Source organism: Rhodococcus sp. A14, assembly GCF_011603105.1.
Lineage (GTDB): Bacteria > Actinomycetota > Actinomycetes > Mycobacteriales > Mycobacteriaceae > Rhodococcus_F > Rhodococcus_F opacus.
The window spans coordinates 1-21,003 of sequence record NZ_JAAOQS010000112.1 but is presented as its reverse complement, the minus strand read 5'-3'; the positions used below and the strand labels follow the sequence as shown (position 1 = coordinate 21,003).

General features: G+C 68.7%; 20 protein-coding genes. 7 read left to right on the top strand and 13 right to left on the bottom strand.

The genetic code is table 11. The features are described 5' to 3' along the window. Nucleotides 1-5: 5 nt before the first annotated feature. Together G9373_RS37165 and G9373_RS37160 are read right to left on the bottom strand one after the other, a co-directional pair. Entirely contained in the window at nt 6-1,346 is a 1,341-nt protein-coding gene (locus G9373_RS37165) for a deoxyribodipyrimidine photo-lyase (RefSeq protein ID WP_167120002.1), read from the bottom strand. A gap of 30 nt (nt 1,347-1,376) precedes the next feature. Beyond that, on the bottom strand, nt 1,377-2,294 hold the full coding sequence (locus tag G9373_RS37160) for a mechanosensitive ion channel family protein (protein ID WP_054248255.1): 918 nt from the start codon (nt 2,292-2,294) through the stop codon (nt 1,377-1,379). Between the two features lie 82 nt (nt 2,295-2,376). On the opposite strand from G9373_RS37160, the gene G9373_RS37155 reads away from it, so the two are divergent. Both G9373_RS37155 and G9373_RS37150 read left to right on the top strand, forming a co-directional pair. Then, entirely contained in the window at nt 2,377-3,093 is a 717-nt protein-coding gene (locus G9373_RS37155; protein ID WP_005567348.1) for a response regulator transcription factor, read from the top strand. Next, entirely contained in the window at nt 3,090-4,454 is a 1,365-nt protein-coding gene (locus tag G9373_RS37150) for a HAMP domain-containing sensor histidine kinase (protein ID WP_005567347.1), read from the top strand. The genes G9373_RS37155 and G9373_RS37150 overlap by 4 nt, the downstream gene beginning before the upstream one ends. A gap of 30 nt (nt 4,455-4,484) precedes the next feature. On the opposite strand, the gene G9373_RS37145 is transcribed toward G9373_RS37150, so the two are convergent. From G9373_RS37145 to pdxH, 5 genes are all read right to left on the bottom strand, one after another. Then, the gene (locus tag G9373_RS37145; protein ID WP_005244090.1) at nt 4,485-4,847 is read right to left on the bottom strand and encodes an FKBP-type peptidyl-prolyl cis-trans isomerase; all 363 of its coding nucleotides are present in this window, start codon (nt 4,845-4,847) and stop codon (nt 4,485-4,487) included. Nucleotides 4,848-4,894: 47 nt separating this feature from the next. Next, complete coding sequence (locus G9373_RS37140) at nt 4,895-6,190, bottom strand: citrate synthase (protein ID WP_005263314.1); 1,296 nt, start codon at nt 6,188-6,190, stop codon at nt 4,895-4,897. Nucleotides 6,191-6,618: 428 nt separating this feature from the next. Continuing rightward, nucleotides 6,619-7,578 carry an aldose 1-epimerase family protein gene (locus G9373_RS37135; RefSeq protein WP_167119999.1) on the bottom strand — a complete coding sequence of 320 codons (960 nt, stop codon included), beginning with the start codon at nt 7,576-7,578 and terminating at the stop codon, nt 6,619-6,621. 52 nt (nt 7,579-7,630) lie between these two features. Continuing rightward, nucleotides 7,631-8,917 (bottom strand): MFS transporter, encoded by a 1,287-nt coding sequence (locus G9373_RS37130; RefSeq protein WP_005567345.1) that lies wholly within the window; start codon nt 8,915-8,917, stop codon nt 7,631-7,633. Nucleotides 8,918-8,959: 42 nt separating this feature from the next. Continuing rightward, entirely contained in the window at nt 8,960-9,631 is a 672-nt protein-coding gene (gene pdxH / locus G9373_RS37125; protein ID WP_005263311.1) for a pyridoxamine 5'-phosphate oxidase, read from the bottom strand. A 270-nt stretch (nt 9,632-9,901) separates the two neighbouring features. Here pdxH and G9373_RS37120 point away from each other — a divergent pair, with 270 nt between their 5' ends. Together G9373_RS37120 and serC are read left to right on the top strand one after the other, a co-directional pair. After that, nucleotides 9,902-11,032 carry a citrate synthase 2 gene (locus G9373_RS37120; RefSeq protein ID WP_043790135.1) on the top strand — a complete coding sequence of 377 codons (1,131 nt, stop codon included), beginning with the start codon at nt 9,902-9,904 and terminating at the stop codon, nt 11,030-11,032. A gap of 41 nt (nt 11,033-11,073) precedes the next feature. Further along, complete coding sequence (gene serC / locus G9373_RS37115; protein WP_005255313.1) at nt 11,074-12,195, top strand: phosphoserine transaminase; 1,122 nt, start codon at nt 11,074-11,076, stop codon at nt 12,193-12,195. A 64-nt stretch (nt 12,196-12,259) separates the two neighbouring features. Here the strand turns inward: serC and G9373_RS37110 are convergent, their stop codons facing one another. From G9373_RS37110 to G9373_RS37085, 6 genes are read right to left on the bottom strand one after another with little or no spacing between them, the layout of a single operon-like run. Next, a complete protein-coding gene (locus tag G9373_RS37110; protein WP_005255312.1) occupies nt 12,260-12,745 on the bottom strand; it encodes a nucleoside deaminase in 486 nt (161 codons plus the stop codon). Then, entirely contained in the window at nt 12,742-13,722 is a 981-nt protein-coding gene (locus G9373_RS37105) for an ornithine cyclodeaminase family protein (RefSeq protein WP_064080925.1), read from the bottom strand. Before G9373_RS37105 ends, G9373_RS37110 begins: the two co-directional genes overlap by 4 nt. 23 nt (nt 13,723-13,745) lie before the next feature. After that, the gene (locus tag G9373_RS37100; protein WP_054248648.1) at nt 13,746-14,669 is read right to left on the bottom strand and encodes an ABC transporter permease; all 924 of its coding nucleotides are present in this window, start codon (nt 14,667-14,669) and stop codon (nt 13,746-13,748) included. Beyond that, nucleotides 14,666-15,784 (bottom strand): ABC transporter permease, encoded by a 1,119-nt coding sequence (locus G9373_RS37095; protein WP_120659657.1) that lies wholly within the window; start codon nt 15,782-15,784, stop codon nt 14,666-14,668. Before G9373_RS37095 ends, G9373_RS37100 begins: the two co-directional genes overlap by 4 nt. Further along, entirely contained in the window at nt 15,781-17,328 is a 1,548-nt protein-coding gene (locus G9373_RS37090) for an ATP-binding cassette domain-containing protein (RefSeq protein ID WP_005571895.1), read from the bottom strand. The genes G9373_RS37095 and G9373_RS37090 overlap by 4 nt, the downstream gene beginning before the upstream one ends. A 1-nt stretch (nt 17,329) precedes the next feature. Continuing rightward, nucleotides 17,330-18,346, bottom strand: coding sequence for a BMP family protein (locus tag G9373_RS37085; protein WP_005571896.1), 1,017 nt, complete (start codon nt 18,344-18,346; stop codon nt 17,330-17,332). 176 nt (nt 18,347-18,522) lie between these two features. On the opposite strand from G9373_RS37085, the gene G9373_RS37080 reads away from it, so the two are divergent. The 3 genes from G9373_RS37080 to G9373_RS37070 all read left to right on the top strand — a co-directional run. After that, nucleotides 18,523-19,269 carry a GntR family transcriptional regulator gene (locus G9373_RS37080; protein ID WP_133986142.1) on the top strand — a complete coding sequence of 249 codons (747 nt, stop codon included), beginning with the start codon at nt 18,523-18,525 and terminating at the stop codon, nt 19,267-19,269. A gap of 117 nt (nt 19,270-19,386) precedes the next feature. Then, nucleotides 19,387-20,244, top strand: a complete 858-nt coding sequence (gene sepH / locus G9373_RS37075; RefSeq protein WP_043792786.1) for a septation protein SepH — start codon at nt 19,387-19,389, stop codon at nt 20,242-20,244. Between the two features lie 72 nt (nt 20,245-20,316). After that, a partial coding sequence (locus tag G9373_RS37070) for a hypothetical protein (RefSeq protein WP_167119996.1) occupies nt 20,317-21,003 on the top strand: 687 nt, incomplete at its 3' end.

Below are 21,003 nucleotides of genomic sequence, written 5' to 3'. Positions count from 1 at the left end.
AGTACTCACGGGGCCTTGATCTCGCCGTAGCGGGCGAGTGCCTCCTGCCGCTCGTGGGCATGGTCGACGATCGGCGGCGGATAGTCCTCCGGGCGACCGTCTTTCAGAGCATGAACAGCCTTGCCGGAGATGCCACGCAGTTCAGGCACCCACCGCCGCACGTACTCGCCGTCGGGGTCGAACTTCTCCCCCTGCGTCGTCGGGTTGAACACCCGGAAGTACGGCGACGCGTCCGTCCCCGATCCCGCGGTCCACTGCCAGCCGTGCTGATTGTTCGCCAGATCCCCGTCGACGAGCCGGTTCATGAAGTAGCGGGCACCCCACCACCACGGCAGGTGCAGATCCTTGACGAAGAACGACGCGACGATCATCCGCACCCGATTGTGCATCCAGGCTTCGGCTTTCAGCTGACGCATCCCGGCGTCGACGATCGGGAACCCCGTCCGGCCCTCGCACCACGCCGAGTACGCCTCCTCGGCGTCAGGCCCGCTGTCGTAGCGGATGCGGTCGAAGCGACGGTCGTAGTTTTCCCGCGCGCTGTCGGGACGCTGGAAGAGGATGTCGGCGTAGAAGTCCCGCCACGCGAGCTGCCGCCGGTACTGTTCGGCGCTCTTGCTGCGACGGCGCGCGAGATCGCGGAGCATCGTCCGCGGATGAATGTTGCCGTATTTCAGGTACACCGACATCCGGCTGGTCGCGTCGAGACCGGGACGATCCCGCGCGTCCTCGTACCCGGCGAGGTCGTCCTCGCAGAACTCCGCCCACCGCTGCAGCGCCGCCGCCTCCCCGGCGGGGCACCCGTCGGATTCCGGTTCGGGGATCTGCACCCGCCGCGCCTTGACGTCGTCCGGGTCCAGCCACTCCACCGTCGCACGCCCGGTATCGATCGGCGCGCGCCACCCGTGTTCGAGCCACTGCCGGAAATACGGGGTGAACACCCGGTACGGCTCCCCGTCCGTCTTCGTCACCCGGCCGGGCGCCACAGCGTACGGCGAACCGGTGGCCACCAGATCGACGTGCTCGGCGACGGCGGCATCACGCTCGCGACCGTACGGCCCGTAATCGGCGCTCACGTGGACTTCTTCGGCCGATACCTTCTTCGCGACCGTCGGAACCACGTCGACGGGATCGCCCTTCACCACCAGCAACCGGCCGTCGAGTTGGTCGTCCAGTGCGGCGAGACTGCGGAACAGGAAGTCCCGGCGAGCACCGCCCGATGTTTTCAGCAGCCGATCGTCGAGGACGAACAGCCCGAGTGCACGCGCCCCCGACTCCGCCACCGTGTGGAGCGTCGGCAGATCACCGAGCCGGAGGTCGCGCCGGAACCAGACGAGTGCGGTGTCCATACCTGCCACGGTAACGAAGCGCGGGGCCGATCAGTTGGTGGAGCGAGCCGACGACAGCACCGACAGGTACGGCGCGTCGATGTCGTAGTGCTCGAACGCCGACAGCGCCGCGCGGGCGAACGTCCGCTGCACCGCCCACTGCCTGCCCGGCTTGGTCCGCGCGGTGATCCGCAGCGTGACCGATTCCGCGGTCACCGAGTTGACGCCCAGCAGTTCCGGGGGTTCGAGTACGTCGACCGCGATCGCGTCGCTCTTGGCCGCCTCGGTGACTGCCTCGAGTGCCACCTCGCACGCCCGTTGCACGTTGGCGGCGTGCGCGATCGGCAGATCGACCACCGCGACCGCGTAACCCTGGCTCATGTTGCCGACACGGACGATCTCACCGTTGCGGCAGTACCAGAGGGTGCCGTTGACGTCGCGGATCGTGGTGACCCGCAGACCCACCGTCTCGACCGTTCCCACGGCCTCGCCGAGGTCCACGACGTCCCCGACACCGTACTGATCCTCGAGCAGCATGAAGATGCCCGACAGGAAATCCCGGACGAGGTTCTGCGCACCGAAACCGAGTGCGACACCGATCACACCGGCCGACGCGATGAACGGCGCCACATTGACGCCGAGGACCGCGAGAACCTGGAGCACCACCCAGATGAGCACCACGATCGACACCGTCGATTTGAGCACCGACCCGATCGTCCGGGCGCGTTGCGCGCGACGCTCGTTGACCATCGCCTCCTTGACGCCCCGCGGGGCGCGTTCCCGGAGGGGACGGAGCATGGCCGGTTTGTCGGAAGGCTCCCGGGGCCGCGTCATCCGGTCGATCATGCGGTGCAACGCGAAACGCAGCACGAGCGCCAGGACGACGTAGGTCGCGATCTCGGCCGGGCGGTGAATCAGCCAGTCACGGTTGGTTTCGGTCAGTTCGAATGCCTGCAGCGAAGAAAACATCTCCAACGAGTGTACGGACGAGACACGCTCCCACAACTGCCATCCGCACGCTCAGTGGTCGCGCCCACGGCACAATGCAGGAGTGACCGTCACCGACTCAGCCAGTGTCCTCGTGGTCGACGACGACGAGGACGTGCGGACGTCCCTCGAACGCGGCCTGCGCCTGTCCGGATTCACCGTCCTCACGGCCGTCGACGGCGCCGACGCGCTCCGGGTGGTCAGCGAACGACGTCCGGACGCGATGGTGCTCGACATGAACATGCCGGTCATCGACGGCACCGGCGTCGTGACCGCGCTCCGCGCGATGAACAACGACATCCCGATCTGCGTGCTCAGCGCACGCGACACCGTCGACGACCGCATCTCCGGCCTCGAGTCGGGCGCCGACGACTACCTGGTCAAGCCGTTCGTCCTCGCCGAACTGATCGCCCGCATCCGGGCGATGCTGCGGCGGCACGGAACGACGGCCGCCGCCCCCGCCGACTCGCCCGCGACCCCACCGATCCGCGTCGGTGCGCTGGAGATCCGGACGTCCGCACGCAGGGTCTTCATGGCGGGCGAGGAGGTCATTCTGACCAAACGGGAATTCGAACTCCTCGAGGTGCTCGCCCGCAACGTCGGCATCGTCCTGAGCCGTGAGCGGCTCCTCGAACTGGTGTGGGGGTACGACTTCGTCGCCGACACCAACGTGGTGGACGTGTTCGTCGGCTACCTGCGTCGCAAGTTCGAGGTCGGTGGTCAGCCGCGCATCCTGCACACGGTGCGCGGAGTCGGATTCGTGCTCCGGGAACCGTCGTGAAACGGTCGTTCTCCCTCCGAACCCGCGTGGCCGCCGCGACCGCGCTGGGGGCAACGATCATCGTCGTGGCGCTCGGCATCCTGGTGTCGCTGGCGATCAACCGGAACAACCTGTCGCAACTCGACCGGCGACTGGAGACGGCGTCGGACGTTCTGGTTCCCAACGCCGCCACCGCCGGTCTGTTCCTCGGGGCACTCGGCGACAAGGGTGCGTTCGCCATCACGATCCGTTCGGCCGACGGCGACACCGTGCTCGTCAGTACCCCCACCCAGCTGCCCGAACTCGACCCAGGCCAGCAGACCGTCGAGGTGGGTGACACGAAGTACCGGGCGTACACCGCGACCGTGCCGCTCCTCGGCACCCGGATCTCCCTGGCCGTGCCGTACGCCGAAGCCCAGGACGTGACGTCGGAGCAGCAACGTCAGGTCCTGCTCGTCGGAGTGCTCGCCATCGCCGCGGCCAGCGGTCTCGGCTGGTTGTTCGGCGGTCGTGCCGTGCGCCCGCTGGTCGACTTGACCGGCCGCATCGTGCGCCGCGAACCGAAGTTGACGCCCACGACATCCGGTGTCCGGGAGGCGGACGAACTGGCGTCCGCCGCGGAGTCGATGCTGCGCGACGTCGCGGAGGCGCAGGACGCGACCACCGCCGCGCTCGCCACCGCACGCGACTTCGCCGCAGTCTCGGCACACGAACTCCGGACCCCGCTCACCGCGATGCGCACCGACCTCGAGGTCCTCACCACTCTCGACCTGACGCCGGAACAGCAGCACGAGATCCTCCGCGACGTCGCCCGCTCACAGGACCGGGTGGAATCGACGCTGTCCGACCTCGAGCGGCTCGCCCGCGGCGAACTGTCCACCGACAAGGACTTCGTGGACTGCGACCTCGTCGACATCAGCGACCTCGCCGCCGAGGAGGCGATGCGCCACAATCCGGGGCTGCAGGTGACCGTCGACGCAACCCCGGTGACGGTCCGGGGCATGCCCGGTGGACTGCGCCTCACTTTGGACAACGCCATCAAGAACGCGGTCCGGCACGGCGGCGCGACCGCGGTGACGATCACGCTGAGAGCGGCCGACGGCATCACCACCGTCGTCGTCGACGACAACGGCTCGGGGGTGCCCGAGGCCGAACGGGCGGTGGTCTTCGAACGGTTCCACCGCGGGTCCAACGCGACGAAGAGCGGGTCGGGCCTCGGCCTCGCGCTCGTCGCGCAGCAGGCGGCACTGCACAACGGCAGCGCACGTTTCGAGGTCAGCCCGCTCGGCGGCGCACGGCTCGTCGTCGAACTCCACACGGACACGACACACGAGCCACCGAGACCGGAGACATGGAGAGCAGAAAGCCCCGCCTCACCTTGAGGTGATGCGGGGCTTTTCGTGCTGCGGAGACTATTCCTTCACGTCCAGCAGATCGATCATGAAGACCAGCGTCTTGCCGGACAGCTGGTGTCCGGCGCCGGCGGGACCGTAGGCCAGCTCCGGCGGGATCGTGAGCTGACGACGTCCGCCCACCTTCATGCCGGGGATGCCGTCCTGCCAGCCCTTGATGAGACCGCGCAGCGGGAACTGGATGGACTCGCCGCGGCTCCAGGAGGAGTCGAACTCCTCGCCGGACTCGAACTCGACGCCGACGTAGTGCACCTCGACGGTGCCCCCGGGGACGGCCTCTGCGCCGTCTCCGACCACCACGTCCTTGATGACCAGGTCGGTCGGGGCGGGTCCGTCTTGGAACTCGATCTCGGGCTTGGTCATATGTCCTCCTCGGTGAGGGCTCTATGGTTCGGCACAGGTATTCGCGATCAGCGACCTGTGACGTCCTTGTAGTCACGCTCGGTGTAACCGGTGTAGATCTGGCGCGGACGGCCGATCTTCGTAGCGGGATCTTCGTGCATCTCGCGCCAGTGTGCAATCCACCCGGGCAAGCGGCCCATGGCGAACAGAACGGTGAACATGCGCGTGGGGAAGCCCATCGCGCGGTAGATCAGACCCGTGTAGAAGTCGACGTTCGGGTACAGCTTGCGCTCGACGAAGTAGTCGTCGGTGAGCGCCGCCTCCTCGAGCGCCATCGCGATGTCGAGCAGCTCGTCGTCGCCGCCGAGCTTCTCGAGGATGGTGTGCGCCGTCTTCTTGACGATCGCCGCGCGCGGGTCGTAGTTGCGGTAGACGCGGTGCCCGAAGCCCATGAGCTTCACACCGTCTTCCTTGTTCTTGACCTTGCGGACGAAGTCGTCCGCGTTGCTGCCGCTGGCCTTGATCTCGTCGAGCATCTCCAGCACGGCCTGGTTGGCGCCGCCGTGCAGCGGGCCCCAGAGTGCGTTGATGCCACCGGAGATCGAGGTGAACAGGTTGGCGTCGGACGAGCCGACCAGCCGCACCGTCGACGTCGAGCAGTTCTGCTCGTGGTCGGCGTGCAGGATCAGCAGCATGTCGAGAGCCTTGGCGATCTCGGGATCGATCTCGTAGGGCTCCGCGGGGAAGCCGAACGTCATCCGGAGGAAGTTCTCGACCAGGTTCAGGGAGTTGTCCGGGTACAGGAACGGCTGCCCGACGGACTTCTTGTACGCGTAGGCCGCGATGGTCGGTAGCTTCGCGAGAAGGCGGATGGTCGACAGCTCGACCTGTTCCGGGTCGGCCGGGTCCAGGGAGTCCTGGTAGTACGCGGACAGCGCGTTGACGGCGCTGGACAGGACCGGCATCGGGTGTGCGTTCCGCGGGAATCCGTCGAAGAACCTCTTGAGGTCCTCGTGCAGCAGCGTGTGGCGCCGGATCCGGTCGGTGAACGACTCGAGCTGCGCCGTGGTGGGCAGCTCACCGTAGATCAGCAGATAGCTGACCTCGATGAAAGTCGACTTCTCGGCCAGCTGTTCGATCGGGTACCCGCGGTAGCGGAGAATCCCGTGCTCACCGTCGATGTAGGTGATCGCGGAGCTGGTGGAGGCGGTATTGACGAAACCCGGGTCCAGGGTGGTGTACCCGGTGCTGGCGAGCAGCTTGCCCAGTTCGATACCGTCATTGCCCTCGGTTGCCCTGGCAATGGACATCGTGTGCTCACCACCAGGGTAGGTAAGCGTGGGCTTTGTGTCATTGTCAGGCACGAAGCATCCCTCTCAAGCTCAAACCAATGAGTAACAACTTCATTCAGGTAGAAACTAGTCCCACTCTGGCCTGCGTGCCGAAGGCGGGTCCGCTCAGAGCCCGTGATCCGGGTCCGCCGCGGGATGCGCGGCGACCACCGAGAAGGGTCGCCGAACGGGATCGGCGAGTGTCCGATTTGCCCGCACGGCACGGGAGTGGAATCGGTGAGGGCCAGTTACCCGAGACTGGACTGGCCGCGTTACCTGCACAGATGCCGAAGACGGCGGAGAACGCACACCGCGATGCGCGACGCGGTGAGGGAAGGACAGAGGGTGACACAAAGTGCCGCAGCCGCGACAGACGAACCCCCGCCCGACGTATCGGCCGGACCGCGACCGGTGTTACACCGTCTCACCAAGTGGGCACTCGATGCTCGAAAGTTGAACCGCTACGCCACCGCGGACATGCCCCACACACCCGTCCACTGCTGCCCCGGAGCGAGCACCAACTGATCGATCCCGGAGTTGAACGCGTCCGGCGGGCACGTCATCGGTTCGAGCGCCAGCGCCCGCCCGCGTCCCGGATACGACTTCCCGGCCTCGGGATCCGCGACGAACGCCTGCAGCCAGCCGAACTCACGAGCCGCCCACAGGATCGTTCCGGTGCCGTCCGGCGCCCGCAATTCGTGCCGCGACCTGCCGTCCGCGTCGACGTCCAGTGCGCTGAACGGGGTGTCGAGCGCGACGCCCGCCAGCATGCGCGGGCTGGTGAAGTCGTATTCGGTGCCTGCCACGGGCCGCGAACCCCCACTCGGCAGCATGCGCTCGTCGAGAGGCAGCCGGGTGCCGGCGGACAGTCGCAGCGTGCACTCGTCGAGCGGGAAGTCGCCGGCGCGGACGTAGGAGTGGAAGCCCATCCCGAACGGTGCCGGGATGGCTCCCGTGTTGGTGGCGGTGTGCGTCACGGTCAGGCCGTCGTCGTCCACGACGTAGGCGACGGTGAGCCGCAGCGGGTACGGCCACCCCTTGTGGAGGCCGACGTCGATCGACAACTCGATGCGGTCGTCGGCGTGATTCACGACACGCCAGTCCCGGCGGCGGACGAATCCGTGACTGGCATTGCCGAATGCCGGCTCCGTGATCTCGAGTTGATGGTCGATGCCGTCGAAGACGAACTGGCCGTCGCGGATCCGGTTGGGCCACGGCGCCAAGATCAACCCTGCCGACAAGGGTGGCCGGGTTCCGATGTCCCACGTCTCGGTGAGCGCCATCGGCCCGTCCGGACCGTCCCATTCGAGTAGCCGTAGTCCGGCGCCGGTAGCCGCGATGCCGGCCCGGTAGCCGCCTCCCCGGATCTCGAATCCGGCCGTGGCAGGCCTGTCCGTCTTCGAAGACTGCGGTTCACCCATGCACTTCAGTGTGCCCGAGATGGGCGCGAGATATGTGATGGCGCACAGGAACCTAGCGGGTGACCTTGTAACGCACCAGTGCCGGGAACACGAGCGCGGCGATCACCACACCGACGACGACGAGGACGCCACCGCCCGCGGCCGCCACGCTCGTCCCGACCGCCGCGGCGGCCGCGCCGTGCACGACGTCACCGATCCGCGGGCCCCCGGCCACGACGACGATGAAGACGCCCTGGAGTCGTCCGCGCATCTCGTCCGTGGCGACCTGCTGGAGCATGGTGCTGCGGAACGCGGCGGAGACCATGTCGACGGCGCCGCCGAATGCGAGGAACGCGAGAGCAATCCACAACAGGACCGGACTGTCGCCGGGTGAGGCGATCCCCACCACCACGCCGAAGCCCACCATCGCAAGACCCCACAACACGATGCACACGATCACGGCGAGGCCCTGGCGCCGGACCCTCGGCAGCCAACCGGAGAACACCCCACCGGCCACCGCGCCGAAGGACATCGCCGCGAACAGCAGTCCGAGCGCCACACCGCCCGACGCCGGGTCGCCGAACGTGTCGTGCGCGATCTGCGGGAACAACGCCCGCGGCATGCCGAACACCATGGCGATGATGTCGACGACGAACGACGCGAGCAGCACCTTCTGCGTCGCGAGGTAGGCGAACCCGTCGAACACCTCGCGCAGCCCGGCCCGGCGCGACTCCCCCGTCGGCGGGATGGCGGGCAGCCGCAGCACCGCCCACAGTGTGGCCAGGAGGGCGATCGAATCGACGAGATACAGCGTCGACAGCCCCACCGTCGGAATCATCACGCCGGCGAGCAGCGGTCCGGCGATGGCGCCGAACTGCATGACCGTCATATTGAGCGAGTTGGCGGCGGCCAGCTGTTCCGCGGGGATGAGCCGCGGGATGATCGCGCTGCGGGTGGGCTGGTTGACCGCGAAGAACGCCTGTTGCAACCCCAGCAGTCCGAGTACCAGCCACACGTTGTCCAGTCCCAGCGCCGCCTGCACCCAGAACAACACCGACGTCACACCGAGTCCGACGGTGGTGATCGTCAGCAGTTTCCGCCGGTCCATGACGTCGGCCAGCGCGCCGCCCCACAAACCGAACACGATCAGCGGTACCAGCGCGAAGACACCGGTCAGACCCACGTACGCCGAGCTGCGGGTGATCTCGTACACCTGCTGCGGCACGGCGACGACACTGAGCTGCCCGCCGATCACCGTCACGATCCCGGCCGCCCACAGGCGGCGGTAGTCCCGGTTCTGCAGCGGCGCCGTGTCGGCGAGCAGCCGCCGCTTCTTCTTCTCGGTGACGGTGTCGGTCATTCTTCCCTTAGCTCGTTTCCCATGCTCACTATTCCCCGGCCGTCACGGCTGCAGTCGCTCCACCGTCCACGAGCCGTCGGCCAGCGACGTCCGGATGCGGTTGTGCATCCGGTTGGCGCGGCCCTGCCAGAACTCCACGACCGCAGGGCGGATCAGGATTCCGCCCCAGTCCGGCCGGACCGGGATGTCGACGTCGACGGGGAAGCGCTCCGCCGCGTGCAGCAGCGCGGCGTCCAGTTCGGCCCGCGAACCGATTGGCTTCGACTGTTCGGACGCCCACGCCCCCAGCCGGGATCCGCGGGGCCTGCTGTGCCAGTACTCGTCCGTGACCTCGGCACTCACGCGCTCGACTGGACCGCGGACGGTGATCTGCCGGGCGACGGGCACCCAGGTGAACGTCACCGACGCGTAGGGCACCGCCTCCAGCTGGCGGCCCTTGTCCGAGTCGTAGTTGGTAAAGAACAGCACACCGTCGGCACTCAATCCCTTGCAGAGGACGGTGCGGGTGCACGGATGTCCGTGCTCGTCGACGGTTCCGAGTGTCATCGCGTTGGGTTCGGGAACCCCGGCCTCCACGGCGTCCTCGAGCCACAGGCGCATCAGGGGAAGCCAGCCGTCGCTCAGCTGGTCGGCGTCCAGATCGGAGTCGACGTACCGTCCGTCAGCGCCCTGGTGTGCATAACCGACGCGCATGGCCGCGAGGTCCTTGTTCACCGGTTTCGGCTGTTCTGCATCTGGAGACACAGCCGAGAACGCTACTCCCGGGTATGCACTGATCAACTCTCCGGTGACACCGGCTAAAGTTTTGGGGACCGAACCCGTCCCCTCGGATTGCAGCCGCGATCGTGCGATGCCCGGGGAAGGGAAGTCGATTGCGCGGACGAGGGTGCCTGCCCATCCCGCATGCACGCCCAGCGCAATTGTCGAACGCCGAGACAGTGCCGCTCTGACCGGGGGCACTCGAACGAGGAGAGTCCACGAGCTATGTCAGCTAGCGCGGCAATACCGGACGATTTCGTCAGCGGACTGGAAGGCGTGGTCGCGTTCACCAGCGACATCGCCGAACCCGACAAGGACGGCGGCGCCCTGCGCTACCGCGGCGTCGACATCGAAGAACTCGTCTCCAAGCACGTCACCTTCGGCAACGTGTGGGCCCTGCTCGTCGACGGCCGCTTCGGCCCCGGACTACCCCCGGCCGAACCGTTCCCCCTGCCCGTGCACACCGGCGACGTCCGCGTCGACGTCCAGGCCGGCCTCGCCATGCTCGCCCCCATCTGGGGATACCAGCCCCTCCTCGACATCGACGACGACACCGCCCGCGAACAACTCGCCCGCGCCTCCGTCATGGCCCTGTCCTACGTCGCCCAGTCCGCCCGCGGCATCTACCGGCCCGCCGTCCCGCAGAGACGCATCGACGAGGCCAAGACCGTGACCGAACGGTTCATGGTCCGCTGGAAGGGCGACCCCGACCCCGCCCACGTCGCCGCCATCGACGCCTACTGGGTCTCCGCCGCCGAACACGGCATGAACGCGTCCACCTTCACCGCCCGCGTCATCGCCTCCACCGGCGCCGACGTCGCCGCGTCCCTGTCGGGGGCGATCGGCGCGATGTCCGGCCCGCTGCACGGCGGCGCTCCGGCCCGCGTCCTGCCGATGATCGAGGACACCGAGAAGTCCGGCGACGCCCGCGCCCTGGTCAAGGGCATCCTCGACCGCAAGGAAAAGCTGATGGGCTTCGGGCACCGCGTCTACCGCGCCGAAGACCCCCGCGCCCGGGTGCTGCGCGCCACCGCGAAACGCCTGAACGCCCCCCGCTACGAGGCGGCCGCCGCCCTCGAGCAGGCCGCCCTCGCCGAACTGCGCGAACGCCGCCCCGACCGGGCCATCGAAACCAACGTCGAATTCTGGGCCGCGGTCATCCTCGACTTCGCCGAGGTCCCCGCGCACATGATGCCCGCGATGTTCACCTGCGGCCGCACCGCCGGCTGGTGCGCCCACATCCTCGAACAGAAACGCCTCGGCAAACTCGTCCGCCCCGCCGCCATCTACACCGGACCCGCACCCCGCACCCCCGAATCCGTCGAGGGCTGGGACCAGATCGCCCACACCAGCTGACCGTCTCCCCCGCCAGAACCAGTAAGGAACAGAAAGTAGCGATGACCTCCACACCGATCATCCCCGCAGACCTCCTGCCCGCCGATGGACGTTTCGGCTGCGGACCGTCGAAGGTTCGCCCCGAACAGCTGCAGTCGCTGGTCGAGGTGGGCTCCTCGGTGTTCGGCACCAGCCACCGCCAGAAGCCTGTCAAGGACGTCGTCGCCAGCGTGCGGTCCGGCCTCGCCGATCTGTTCTCCCTGCCCGAGGGCTACGAGGTGGTGCTCGGCAACGGTGGCACCACAGCGTTCTGGGATGCGGCCGCGTTCGGCCTGATCCGGGAGAAGTCGCTGCACCTCACGAACGGTGAGTTCAGCTCCAAGTTCGCGTCGGTCGCGAAGAACAACCCGTTCATCGGCGACCCGATCGTCGTCTCCGCCGACCCGGGCAGTGCTCCCGAGCCGGTCTCGGATCCGTCCGTCGACCTCATCGGCTGGGCGCACAACGAGACGTCCACCGGTGTCGCGATTCCCGTCTCGCGTCCCGCGGGCTCGGAGAATGCGCTCATCGCCATCGACGCCACGTCCGGCGCCGGCGGCCTGCCGGTGAACGTCGCCGACGCCGACGTGTACTACTTCGCCCCGCAGAAGTGCTTCGCCGCCGACGGCGGACTGTGGATCGCGCTGATGAGCCCGAAGGCGCTCGAGCGCGTCGCGGAGATCAAGGAGTCGGGTCGCTGGACCCCCGACTTCCTGTCGCTGCCCATCGCCGTGGACAACAGCTCCAAGGACCAGACGTACAACACCCCGGCGGTCGCGACGCTGCTGCTGCTCGCCAACCAGATCGACTGGCTGAACGGCAAGGGTGGCCTCGACTGGGCCACCTCGCGTACCGCCGATTCGTCCTCGCGCCTGTACCAGTGGGCCGAGGCCAGCGACTACGCCACCCCGTTCGTCACCGATCCCGCTCACCGCTCGCAGGTGGTCGGCACCATCGACTTCGACGACAAGATCGACGCGGCTCAGGTGGCGAAGATCCTGCGCGCCAACGGCGTCGTCGACACGGAGCCGTACCGCAAGCTGGGCCGCAACCAGCTGCGTGTCGGCATGTTCCCGGCGATCGATCCCGAGGACGTCTCGCAGCTCACGAAGAGCATCGACTGGGTCGTCTCGCAGCTCGGCTGAGTCCCGGCACCCACGTCCGTCAGCCCCCGCCACCTCGGTGCCGGGGGCTGACGGCGTTCGGGGGTCAGTCCGTGTCGAGGAAACGGTGGAACGGTGCGAGCGCCTCGTCGCCGAGATGCGGTCCGCTGACCTCGATCTCGACGCTCGCGGACTCGAGCACGTCGGAGCAGCCCAGCGTGAACCGGGGGCCGTCCGGGAGAATCCGGGAGAAGTCCGCGGACGACGCCGCGTAGACAACCCGCGTGATGCCGGCCCACACCATCGCCGCACTGCACATCGGGCACGGCTCACCGCTGGCATACATGGTGGCGCCGACGAGGTCGCCGGTGCGTCCCTCACCGCAGGCGGTGGTGATCGCGTCGAGTTCCGCGTGCTCGGTGACATCGGCGGACGTCGCGACGGAGTTGGCGCCCTCGCTGATCACATGACCGTCCGCCCCCACCGCCACCGCACCGAACGGTCTGTTGCCCGCGTCGCCCGTCTCGTCGGCGAGTTCGATGGCTCGCCGCAGGTGCGCAAGGTCCACGTCGTCGACATCGCTCTGGCTCATCGACTCAGATCCACTTCTGTTCCGACGCCCCGTTCCCGGGCTCTGTCGATCAGTATGCGCGCCGCGGCGAGGTCCTGGAGGCCGATCCCGACGGAGTTGTACAGCGTGATGTCCCGATCGGAGGTGCGGGCGACGGTGCGGCCCACGATCACGTCGCCCAACTCCACGGCGACGTCGCCCTCGCTGATCGCTCCCTCGGCGAGCGCCAGCAGCGTCTCTCCCGATTTGGTCATGGTGGTGGCCACCGAGTCGACGACCACCCGGGCCCGTCGCATTCCCTCGCCGTCGATCTCCCGGTGGTCCGCGCGCGGGGGCGCACCGACGGCGTTGACGTGCAAGCCTTCGCCGAACCAGGCGCCCCGCACGATCGGGTCCCTCGACGGCGTGAGCGTGCAGAGGACGTCGGAAGACCGGGTGACCGCCTCGGGCGAGTCCATCGGCTTGACCGAGATGCCGAGATCCTCTGTTCGGCTGCGGAATTCCTCGACCGTCGCGTCCGAGCGCGACCACACCAGCACCGTCTCGACGTCCGACACCCGGGTGATCGCCCGGGCGTGTTCGACGGCGAGGGTCCCGGCGCCCACCAGCCCCAGCACCCGGCTGCCTCGGTGGGCGAGGTGTTTCGTGGCCACGGCGCTGGCGGCGGCGGTGCGCACGGCAGTGATCAGGCGGCCGTCGAGCAGGGCCTCGCACTCACCGGTGTCCGCGGACGCGACCAGTACGGCCGAGCGTTGGACGGGCAGACCGCGGGAGGCGTTGCCGGGAAGATCGACCAGCATCTTCACCGCGGCCGCGCCGGCCGACTGAGCCGCCGCGACCATCGGGACGAAGGCCGCGGACTGCAGGGTCATGGCGGGTGGGGCGGGTGCGGATGCCGTCCCGGCGGCCAGGTCGGCGTGCGCCCGTTCCACCGCGGCGAACACCTCGGCGCGGTCGATGAGGCCGGCCACGTCGGAATGGGAAAGGATCAGTGTCACAAGAGTTTCCTCGCTGAGATCGATCAGGACGCGCGCGCGAACGCGACGGTCAGGTTTGCGGGTGAGCGGCTGTTGCGGATGAATCCACTGACCGCGGCGATCGCGATCACGTAGGGCAGCATGACGAGCAGGGCGAACGGGACGCTGACACCGAGCGCGGGCAACGCGAACTGGAGCGCCTGCGCGATCCCGAAGAACACGGACGCCCAGATCACGCCGAGCGCGCGCCACCTGCCCGCGATCACCGCCACGACGGCGAGGTACCCGATTCCGGCGGTCATGTTGTCGCTGAACGAGCGCACCTCGGACAGCGCGAGCTGCGCGCCGGCCAGTCCCGCCGTCAGTCCCGCGACGAGCACGCACAGGTAACGGATCTTCCGCACCGGCAGTCCGCTCCAGTCTGCCGCCTTCGCGTCCTCCCCGACCGCGTCGACGACGAGACCTGCCCGGGTCCGGCGGGACAGGGTGACGGCCAGCAGCCCGACCACCGCGAAGCAGAAGTAGCCGAGGGCCGTCTGCGAGAAGAGTGCCGGTCCGAGGATCGGGATCCGGTGCAGCAGCGGGATCTCGACGACCGCGAAACCCGGGGCATTCTGCCCCTTGCCGTCCGCGAGGAGCAGCCGGGCGCCGTAGGTGGTGGCGCCGAGGGCGAGGGCGTTGCTCGCGATGCCCACCACGATCTGGTCGGCGCGCAGCGTGACGCTCAGCAGTGCCTGCAGCAGTCCGAACAGCACCCCGGCCGCCAATCCGGCCGCGAGGCCGCCCACCGCGGATCCGGTGGTGACGGCGCCGAGCACGCTGGCGAATGCCCCGGTCAGCATCATGCCCTCGAGGCTGAGGTTCAGTACGCCCGCCCGCTCGCTCACCAGTTCCCCGCTCGCGGCCACCAGGATCGGGAGTGCGAATCCCACGCCGCTGACGGCGATGTCCGACACCGTGTTCATCATTGCTTCGCTCCAGCCAGGTCGGGGACGTCGTGGGTCTTCGCCGTCGTCGCGGCCGCGGATCTCGATCTCCGGCCGGTCGCGGTCCACAGCACCGCTCCCGCGATCAGGATGATCATGAGCGATTCCACGATCGACACGGTCGATGCCGGAACACCGGCTGCGAGTTGAAGATTGATTCCGCCGGACACGAGGAAGCCGAGCAGCAGCGACACGGCGCCGACGGCCAGCATGGAACCGCGCGCCAGGAGTCCGACGACCAGCCCGGAGAACCCATAGCCGGAGGAGAATCCTTCGACAAGCACGAACGGTGCCGTCGCGACGAGGATCCCGCCCGCGAGCCCGGAAAACGCGCCAGCGCAGGACAGGCTGAGAAATCGCAGCTGTCCGACCGGCAGTCCCAGCCGCGCCGACGCATCCGGGTTCAGGCCGACGGAGCGCAGCCGGGCGCCGACCGCCGTCCGGCGCAGGACAACGCCGACGATCAGCGCCGCGACCAGCGCGATCCACAGCGCGATCGTCCCCGGCGAGCGTTCGATCCCCAGCAGCGGTAGGTGCGCGGTCTCGATCAGCGGCGCGGACTGCGGCAGCGTCTCCGACGACGTGACGGGCTGGCGGAGGAGGCTGGGCTCGTGCACCATCAGCAGCACCAGCGCGAGGCCGACGAAGTTCAGCAGCAGCGTCGTGATGATCTCGCTCGTGCCCCGGCGGACCCGCAGGTACGCGGCGATCACGGCCCACGACCACCCGGTACCGGCCGCGGCGAGGAGTACCGCGGTGACGGCGATCGGGGCGGGGGTGTCCTCCCCGAGAGCGGTGCCGACCGCGGTCGCGGCGATGCCGCCGACACACAGCTGGCCCTCGCCACCGACGTTCACCAGTCCGGCCCGGTGTGCGACGGTGAACCCGGCCGCGACGAGAGCCAGCACCGCGGCTGTGTTGAGCGAGACTCCGATCGCGTAGCTGCTGCCGAACATCCCCTCGGACAGAGCCTCGACGGTCTCGGGCACGGTGGCACCCGCGGCCGCGGCGAGGAGCAGTCCGACGAGTCCCGCGACCGCGATCGCGGCGACCGCCACGGGAAGTGGGTGGTGCACCCGGATTCGAAGTCGAGTCATGCCGCCGTTCCCGTCATCAGTTCACCGATGCGCTGCCCCGCAGTGGCCGCCGACGTGTCGACGGGCCCGAGCAGGGCCCCGCGGTAGCTGACGAAGATGCGGTCGCAGAGCGCGAGCAGTTCGGGGATCTCGCTGGACACGACCAGGACTCCGTTTCCCGCGGACGCGCAGCCGCGGAGTTGGTTCAGAACGAATTCGACCGCCCCGACGTCGAGTCCGCGGGTGGGCTGCGCCGCGACCAGACACTGCAGGTTCTCCGTCGAGAGTTCGCGGGCCAGGACGACCTTCTGCTGATTGCCGCCCGACAGCGAACCCATGGATGTTCCCGGCCCGGGTGTCCGCACAGAGAACTGCTCGATCAGGTCCCCGGCCGCGGCGTCCATCCGGCGGCGGTCGAGCAGACCCATCCTGCGGAAGCGGTGCAGGCGGCCGAGGAAGAGGTTCTCCGACAGGGACAGTTCCGCCACCATCGCCTCTCGGTGGCGGTCCTCCGGCACCACCCCGAGACCGAGCCGGGTGCGTTGGGCCGGGGACGCCGACGTGATGTCGGCGTCACCGAGCGTGACCGTGCCGGACTCGGGTCGGGTCGCCCCGGACAGCACGGCCACCAGTTCGCTCTGCCCGTTCCCCTCGACGCCCGCGATCCCGACGATCTCACCGGCCCGCACCTCGAGCCCCACGCCGGACAGGGCGACACTGCCGTCCGCCCGGGTGGCGCGGACGCCGCGGATCCCGAGGACGACGGGGCCGGTCGCCCACCGTTCGGGCGTCGCGCCGACATCGCTCTCCGCGCCGACTCCCGCCGCGAGCACCGGACTGAGTTCCGACACCGGTCTTCCGACCATCGCCGTCGTCAGCTGGGGGATCGTCAACTCCGACATGCGGCCCCCGCCTGCCACCTCGCCTCCCCGCAATACGGTCGCGGCGTCCGCGACGCGGGCCACCTCGCCGAGTTTGTGGGTGACGAGGACTACCGCCTTGCCCGCCGCCGCGACGGCCTGGCACGTCTCGATCAGGGCGTCGATCTCGCCGGGGTCGAGCACCCCGGTCGGCTCGTCCAGCAGGATCAACGAGGGGTCGGTGAGGAGGGCCTTCACGATCTCGACCTTCTGCCGCGCACCGATCGGCATGGCCGAGACCAGCGCGTCCGAATCGATCCGCAGGTGATAGTCGTCGGCGAGCCGATCGAGGCGGGTCCGCAGTTCCGCGCGGCGCAGTCGCAGCCCCCGTCCGGTGAGCAGCAGGTTCTCGGCCACGGTCATCGTGCCGATGAGACTGAAGTGCTGATGCACCATCGCCACGCCGTCCGCCATCGCAGCCGCGGGCGAAGCGGGCGCGTACCTGCGACCGGAGAGGGTCATCGTTCCGGTGTCCGGTCGCAGACCGCCGTAGACGACGTTGCAGAGCGTCGACTTCCCGGCCCCGTTCTCCCCGAGGATGCAGTGCACCGTTCCGGGTTGCACCGACAGGTCGACACCGTGGAGGGCCCGGACGTCGCCGAAGCTCTTCCCGATTCCCGTGAGTTGGAGTGCTGGTGTGCTCATGTCAGCCCGCTCGGTAGGGCTCGACGGCGCCGGTGGACAGGGCGGTCTTCGCCTTGTCGAGTGCGTCGGCGACGGCGGGGTCGGCGCCGCAGAGCAGGAAGTCGGTGCCGCCGTTCGGTGACGTGAGGCCGAAGGCCACGTTCTCGGCCTTCCACGTCCCGTCCAGGGTGGACCGGACGGCGTACTCCACTTCCTTACCGATGTCGGTGTGCACGTACCCGATGTAGGCGGGGTTCGAGCAGTCGCCGGGAATCGGGCCGCCCACCATCAGGGCGCCCGACTGTGTGGCGGCCTGTTCCAGACCGGACTTGCCGAGGTTCACGATCTGCCCCACCGCGCCCGCGCCGGCGCCGTAGTTGGCGAGCGCGGCCTGCTTCGCCTTGGCCGGGTCGTTGAAGTCGCCCAGGTACTGCGGGGTGAGCACCTGGGTGCCGGGCCGCGCGAACTCGGCGCCGTTGCCGAAGGCCTTCGCGGCGTTCACGATGGCGGGCAGTTCGACACCGCCGACGAACGACACGGACGGGGTCTCGGACGCCGTCGCCGCGACCGCTCCGCTGAGGAACTCGGCCTCCGCCTGCTGCGGGTCGTAATAGGCGAGATTCGGCAGCGGGGACGCGTCGGCGGGTCCGCCGATCTCGACGAACTTCACGTCGGGGAACTGGGGTGCGACCTTGCGGACGTCGGCGTCCGTCTGGCCGCCGAGCGAGACGACTAGGTCGTTCGCGGTCGCGAACCGTACCAGGGCCTGCTGATAGTCGGCGGCGGCGACCTGCTCGACGTAACTCAGCTCCAGCCGGTCACCGAGGGTTTCCTCGAGACGCTGGTAGCCGAGATACCCCGATTCCATGAAGCCCGTGTCGGAGACGGAGCCGGGGAAGAACACCCCGACGCGGAGGGTGTCGCCGGAGGCGGTGCCTGCGTCCGTCGACCCGCAGGCCGTCAGGGTCGCCGCGAGAGTCGCGGCCGCGCACAGCGCGGGGACGAGGGTTCGGGCTCGGGCGGAGAGGGTCGTGTTCACGCGCTGGACTCCTTGACTCAGGAACCGCCACAGTTAGCGGTATACCGTTATTTGAATCTTGGGGGCGCGGCATTTCCGCCGTGTTACACAGACGTAAGGACCCGCATCCACCCGAGGGCGGCGCACGGACGCGTTCTACGGTGGCGGACGTGGCCACCACGACGACAGGAGACCGGGTGAACGGTGCAACCGACACGTCGGCGCCGAAGTCGCTGCGCGAGACCGCGTACGAAGAACTGCGTAGTCGCATCGTCAACCTGCTGCTCGCGCCGGGCCAGCGCCTGATCGAACGCGACCTCGCCGCAGAACTGCAGGTGTCCCGGATCCCGCTGCGCGAGGCCCTGCAACAGCTCCAGACCGACGGACTCGTCGTGATCGTCCCGCGTCGCGGGGCGATCGTCGCCCCGTTCGGCGTCGACGAGGTCCGTGACCTCTTCGACGTCCGCGAAAGCCTCGAGGTGCTCGCGGCCCGGCTCGCGGCGCAGCGAGCGGACGACTCCCATCTCACGGCGCTGCGCGACCAACTCACCGCGGCGCGTACGGCCACCGTTCGCGATGACAAGCCCGCCATCGCCGCCGCGAACGCCGCATTCCACGCCGTCATCGTGGAGATGTCCGGCAGTCCCCTGCTGCAGTCGATGCTGCAACCGCTCGCGACGCGCGTGCAGTGGTTGTTCCACCTCACCAAGGAACGCGATCCCGGACAGCAATGTGACGAGCACGCCGAGTTGTACGACGCGATCGCGGCGGGCGACGTCGACCGCGCCGCGGAGATCGCGTACCGGCACGTCGCCTCCGGCCGCGAACCCAGCCTCGAGCTGGCCGAACACTGGTCTGCACCAGCGATCGACCCGGTCGAGGCCACCCGCACAAGGCAGCGCACACCCCGCAGGAAGGACCGATCACGAAAGGACGAAGCCTAGCGCGCACGCGACGCCGGGACGGGATTTACCCGCGCGTGTCCTGCCGCGCGGGCTGTCACGAATGAATTACAGTTGCCCAGGTGCAAAGTCGCGAGCCGGCGCGATAAGGAGGTCAACGTGCGAGAGCTTCGAGTGATCGGTCTCGAGCCTGATGGATCGCACGTCGTGTGCGCAGATGCCAGTACCGGCGAAAAATTCCGGCTTCCCGCCGATGACAAACTCCGCGCCGCATCCCGCGGGGACATCGCTCGACTCGGCCAGATTGAGATCGAAATGGACAGTCAGCTCAGGCCCCGCGAAATCCAGGCCCGCATCCGTGCCGGCGCCTCCGTCGAACAGGTGGCCGACGAGGCCGGTATCCCCCTGGCGAAGGTGGAGCGGTTCGCGTATCCGGTCCTGCTCGAACGTTCCCGTGCGGCCGAGATGGCGCAGGGCGGACACCCGGTCCGCGACAACGGCCCCGCCGTTCCCACTCTCGCCGAGATCGTCACGCAGGCGTTCCGCGCGCGGGGGCACAACATCGACGACGCCACGTGGGATGCGTGGCGCGACGAGGACAATCACTGGGTCGCCCAGCTGCAGTGGCAGGCCGGTCGGACCACCAACGCGGCGCACTGGCGGTATCAGCCGGACGCGCACGGTGGCACCATCGTCGCGCTCGACGACACCGCGTTCGACCTGATCGATCCCGACTTCGGCCGTCCGCTCCGCGGATTGGCGCCGGTGGCGTCCGACGAGCCGGAGCAGCTCGAACTCGCCGAGTTCCCCACCGAGGTGGAGGTGCCGACGATCGAGCCCGAGGAGATCATCGAGGCCGATGTCACCGAGGAGCTCTCGGACGAGCCCGCCCCGTCCGAGGAACCCGCCGCACCCAAGATCGCCCCGCACCAGACGAACAACAAGGACAAGCGCGGCAAACCCGCCCTCCCGTCCTGGGACGACGTCCTGCTCGGTGTCCGCAGCAGCGGACGGTGACCGTCTGCGCGGTGATCAGGCCGGGAACACGGTCGGGGTCGTACTCTTTCAGGAAGACACCGGAAGAGAGGGATGACCGTGGGGGCCAAGGTATCAACGATCTGGTACGTCGACGTCCCCGACCCTGCGGCTGTGCTGCACGGCCACCCGGATCCTGATCCGGGCGCGGCGCAGCAGCTCGCCTCCCGCCTCTATCCCGATCTGGTGGCCACCCCCACCGGTCCGGTTCCGCTGGTCGAGGCCGCGCGGCTCGATGCCGCCGGGACCGTGCACATCGGTTCCTACCCCGGTGTCACCGTCGTGTGCGGGCCCGACCTGGCCGTCCCCCGACCGTCGACTCTGCCCGAAACACGCATCCGGCCCACCGAATTCGCGAAGACGTATTACGTGGCGTCCAAGCCCGACATCGCGTGGGGCTCGTTCGCGATGTGGGAGGACGGGCACCTGACGCGGTCGTTCAGCGCGACACCGGTCCACATCCACGAGGACCTCGGTATCCCCCTGGTGTGGGAGAGGCCGTTCTGGGCGGGCGACTTTCCGCTGAAACATCCGGCGGGTGTCCTGCCCGACCCGCAGTCGCTGCCGTTCCACCCGCAGCAGTTCGCCGAGGGCGCCAACCGGGAATGGCTGGGCTTCCGGTACACGGGCGCCCCCGAGGGCACCGAGATCGACCCGAAGACGCTCACCGTGCTCGGTTTCACCGTTCACCCGCCCGGCGAGGGGCCCGAGATCGAGCCTGCCGTCGAGGCGGAACAACCC

Coding starts and splice junctions, on each gene's coding strand:
- G9373_RS37165 (WP_167120002.1), bottom strand. CDS start 1,346: ATGGACACCGCACTCGTCTGGTTCCGGCGCGACCTCCGGCTCGGTGAT.
- G9373_RS37160 (WP_054248255.1), bottom strand. CDS start 2,294: ATGTTTTCTTCGCTGCAGGCATTCGAACTGACCGAAACCAACCGTGAC.
- G9373_RS37145 (WP_005244090.1), bottom strand. CDS start 4,847: ATGACCAAGCCCGAGATCGAGTTCCAAGACGGACCCGCCCCGACCGAC.
- G9373_RS37135 (WP_167119999.1), bottom strand. CDS start 7,578: ATGGGTGAACCGCAGTCTTCGAAGACGGACAGGCCTGCCACGGCCGGA.
- G9373_RS37130 (WP_005567345.1), bottom strand. CDS start 8,917: ATGACCGACACCGTCACCGAGAAGAAGAAGCGGCGGCTGCTCGCCGAC.
- G9373_RS37120 (WP_043790135.1), top strand. CDS start 9,902: ATGTCAGCTAGCGCGGCAATACCGGACGATTTCGTCAGCGGACTGGAA.
- serC (WP_005255313.1), top strand. CDS start 11,074: ATGACCTCCACACCGATCATCCCCGCAGACCTCCTGCCCGCCGATGGA.
- G9373_RS37110 (WP_005255312.1), bottom strand. CDS start 12,745: ATGAGCCAGAGCGATGTCGACGACGTGGACCTTGCGCACCTGCGGCGA.
- G9373_RS37100 (WP_054248648.1), bottom strand. CDS start 14,669: ATGATGAACACGGTGTCGGACATCGCCGTCAGCGGCGTGGGATTCGCA.
- G9373_RS37095 (WP_120659657.1), bottom strand. CDS start 15,784: ATGACTCGACTTCGAATCCGGGTGCACCACCCACTTCCCGTGGCGGTC.
- G9373_RS37090 (WP_005571895.1), bottom strand. CDS start 17,328: ATGAGCACACCAGCACTCCAACTCACGGGAATCGGGAAGAGCTTCGGC.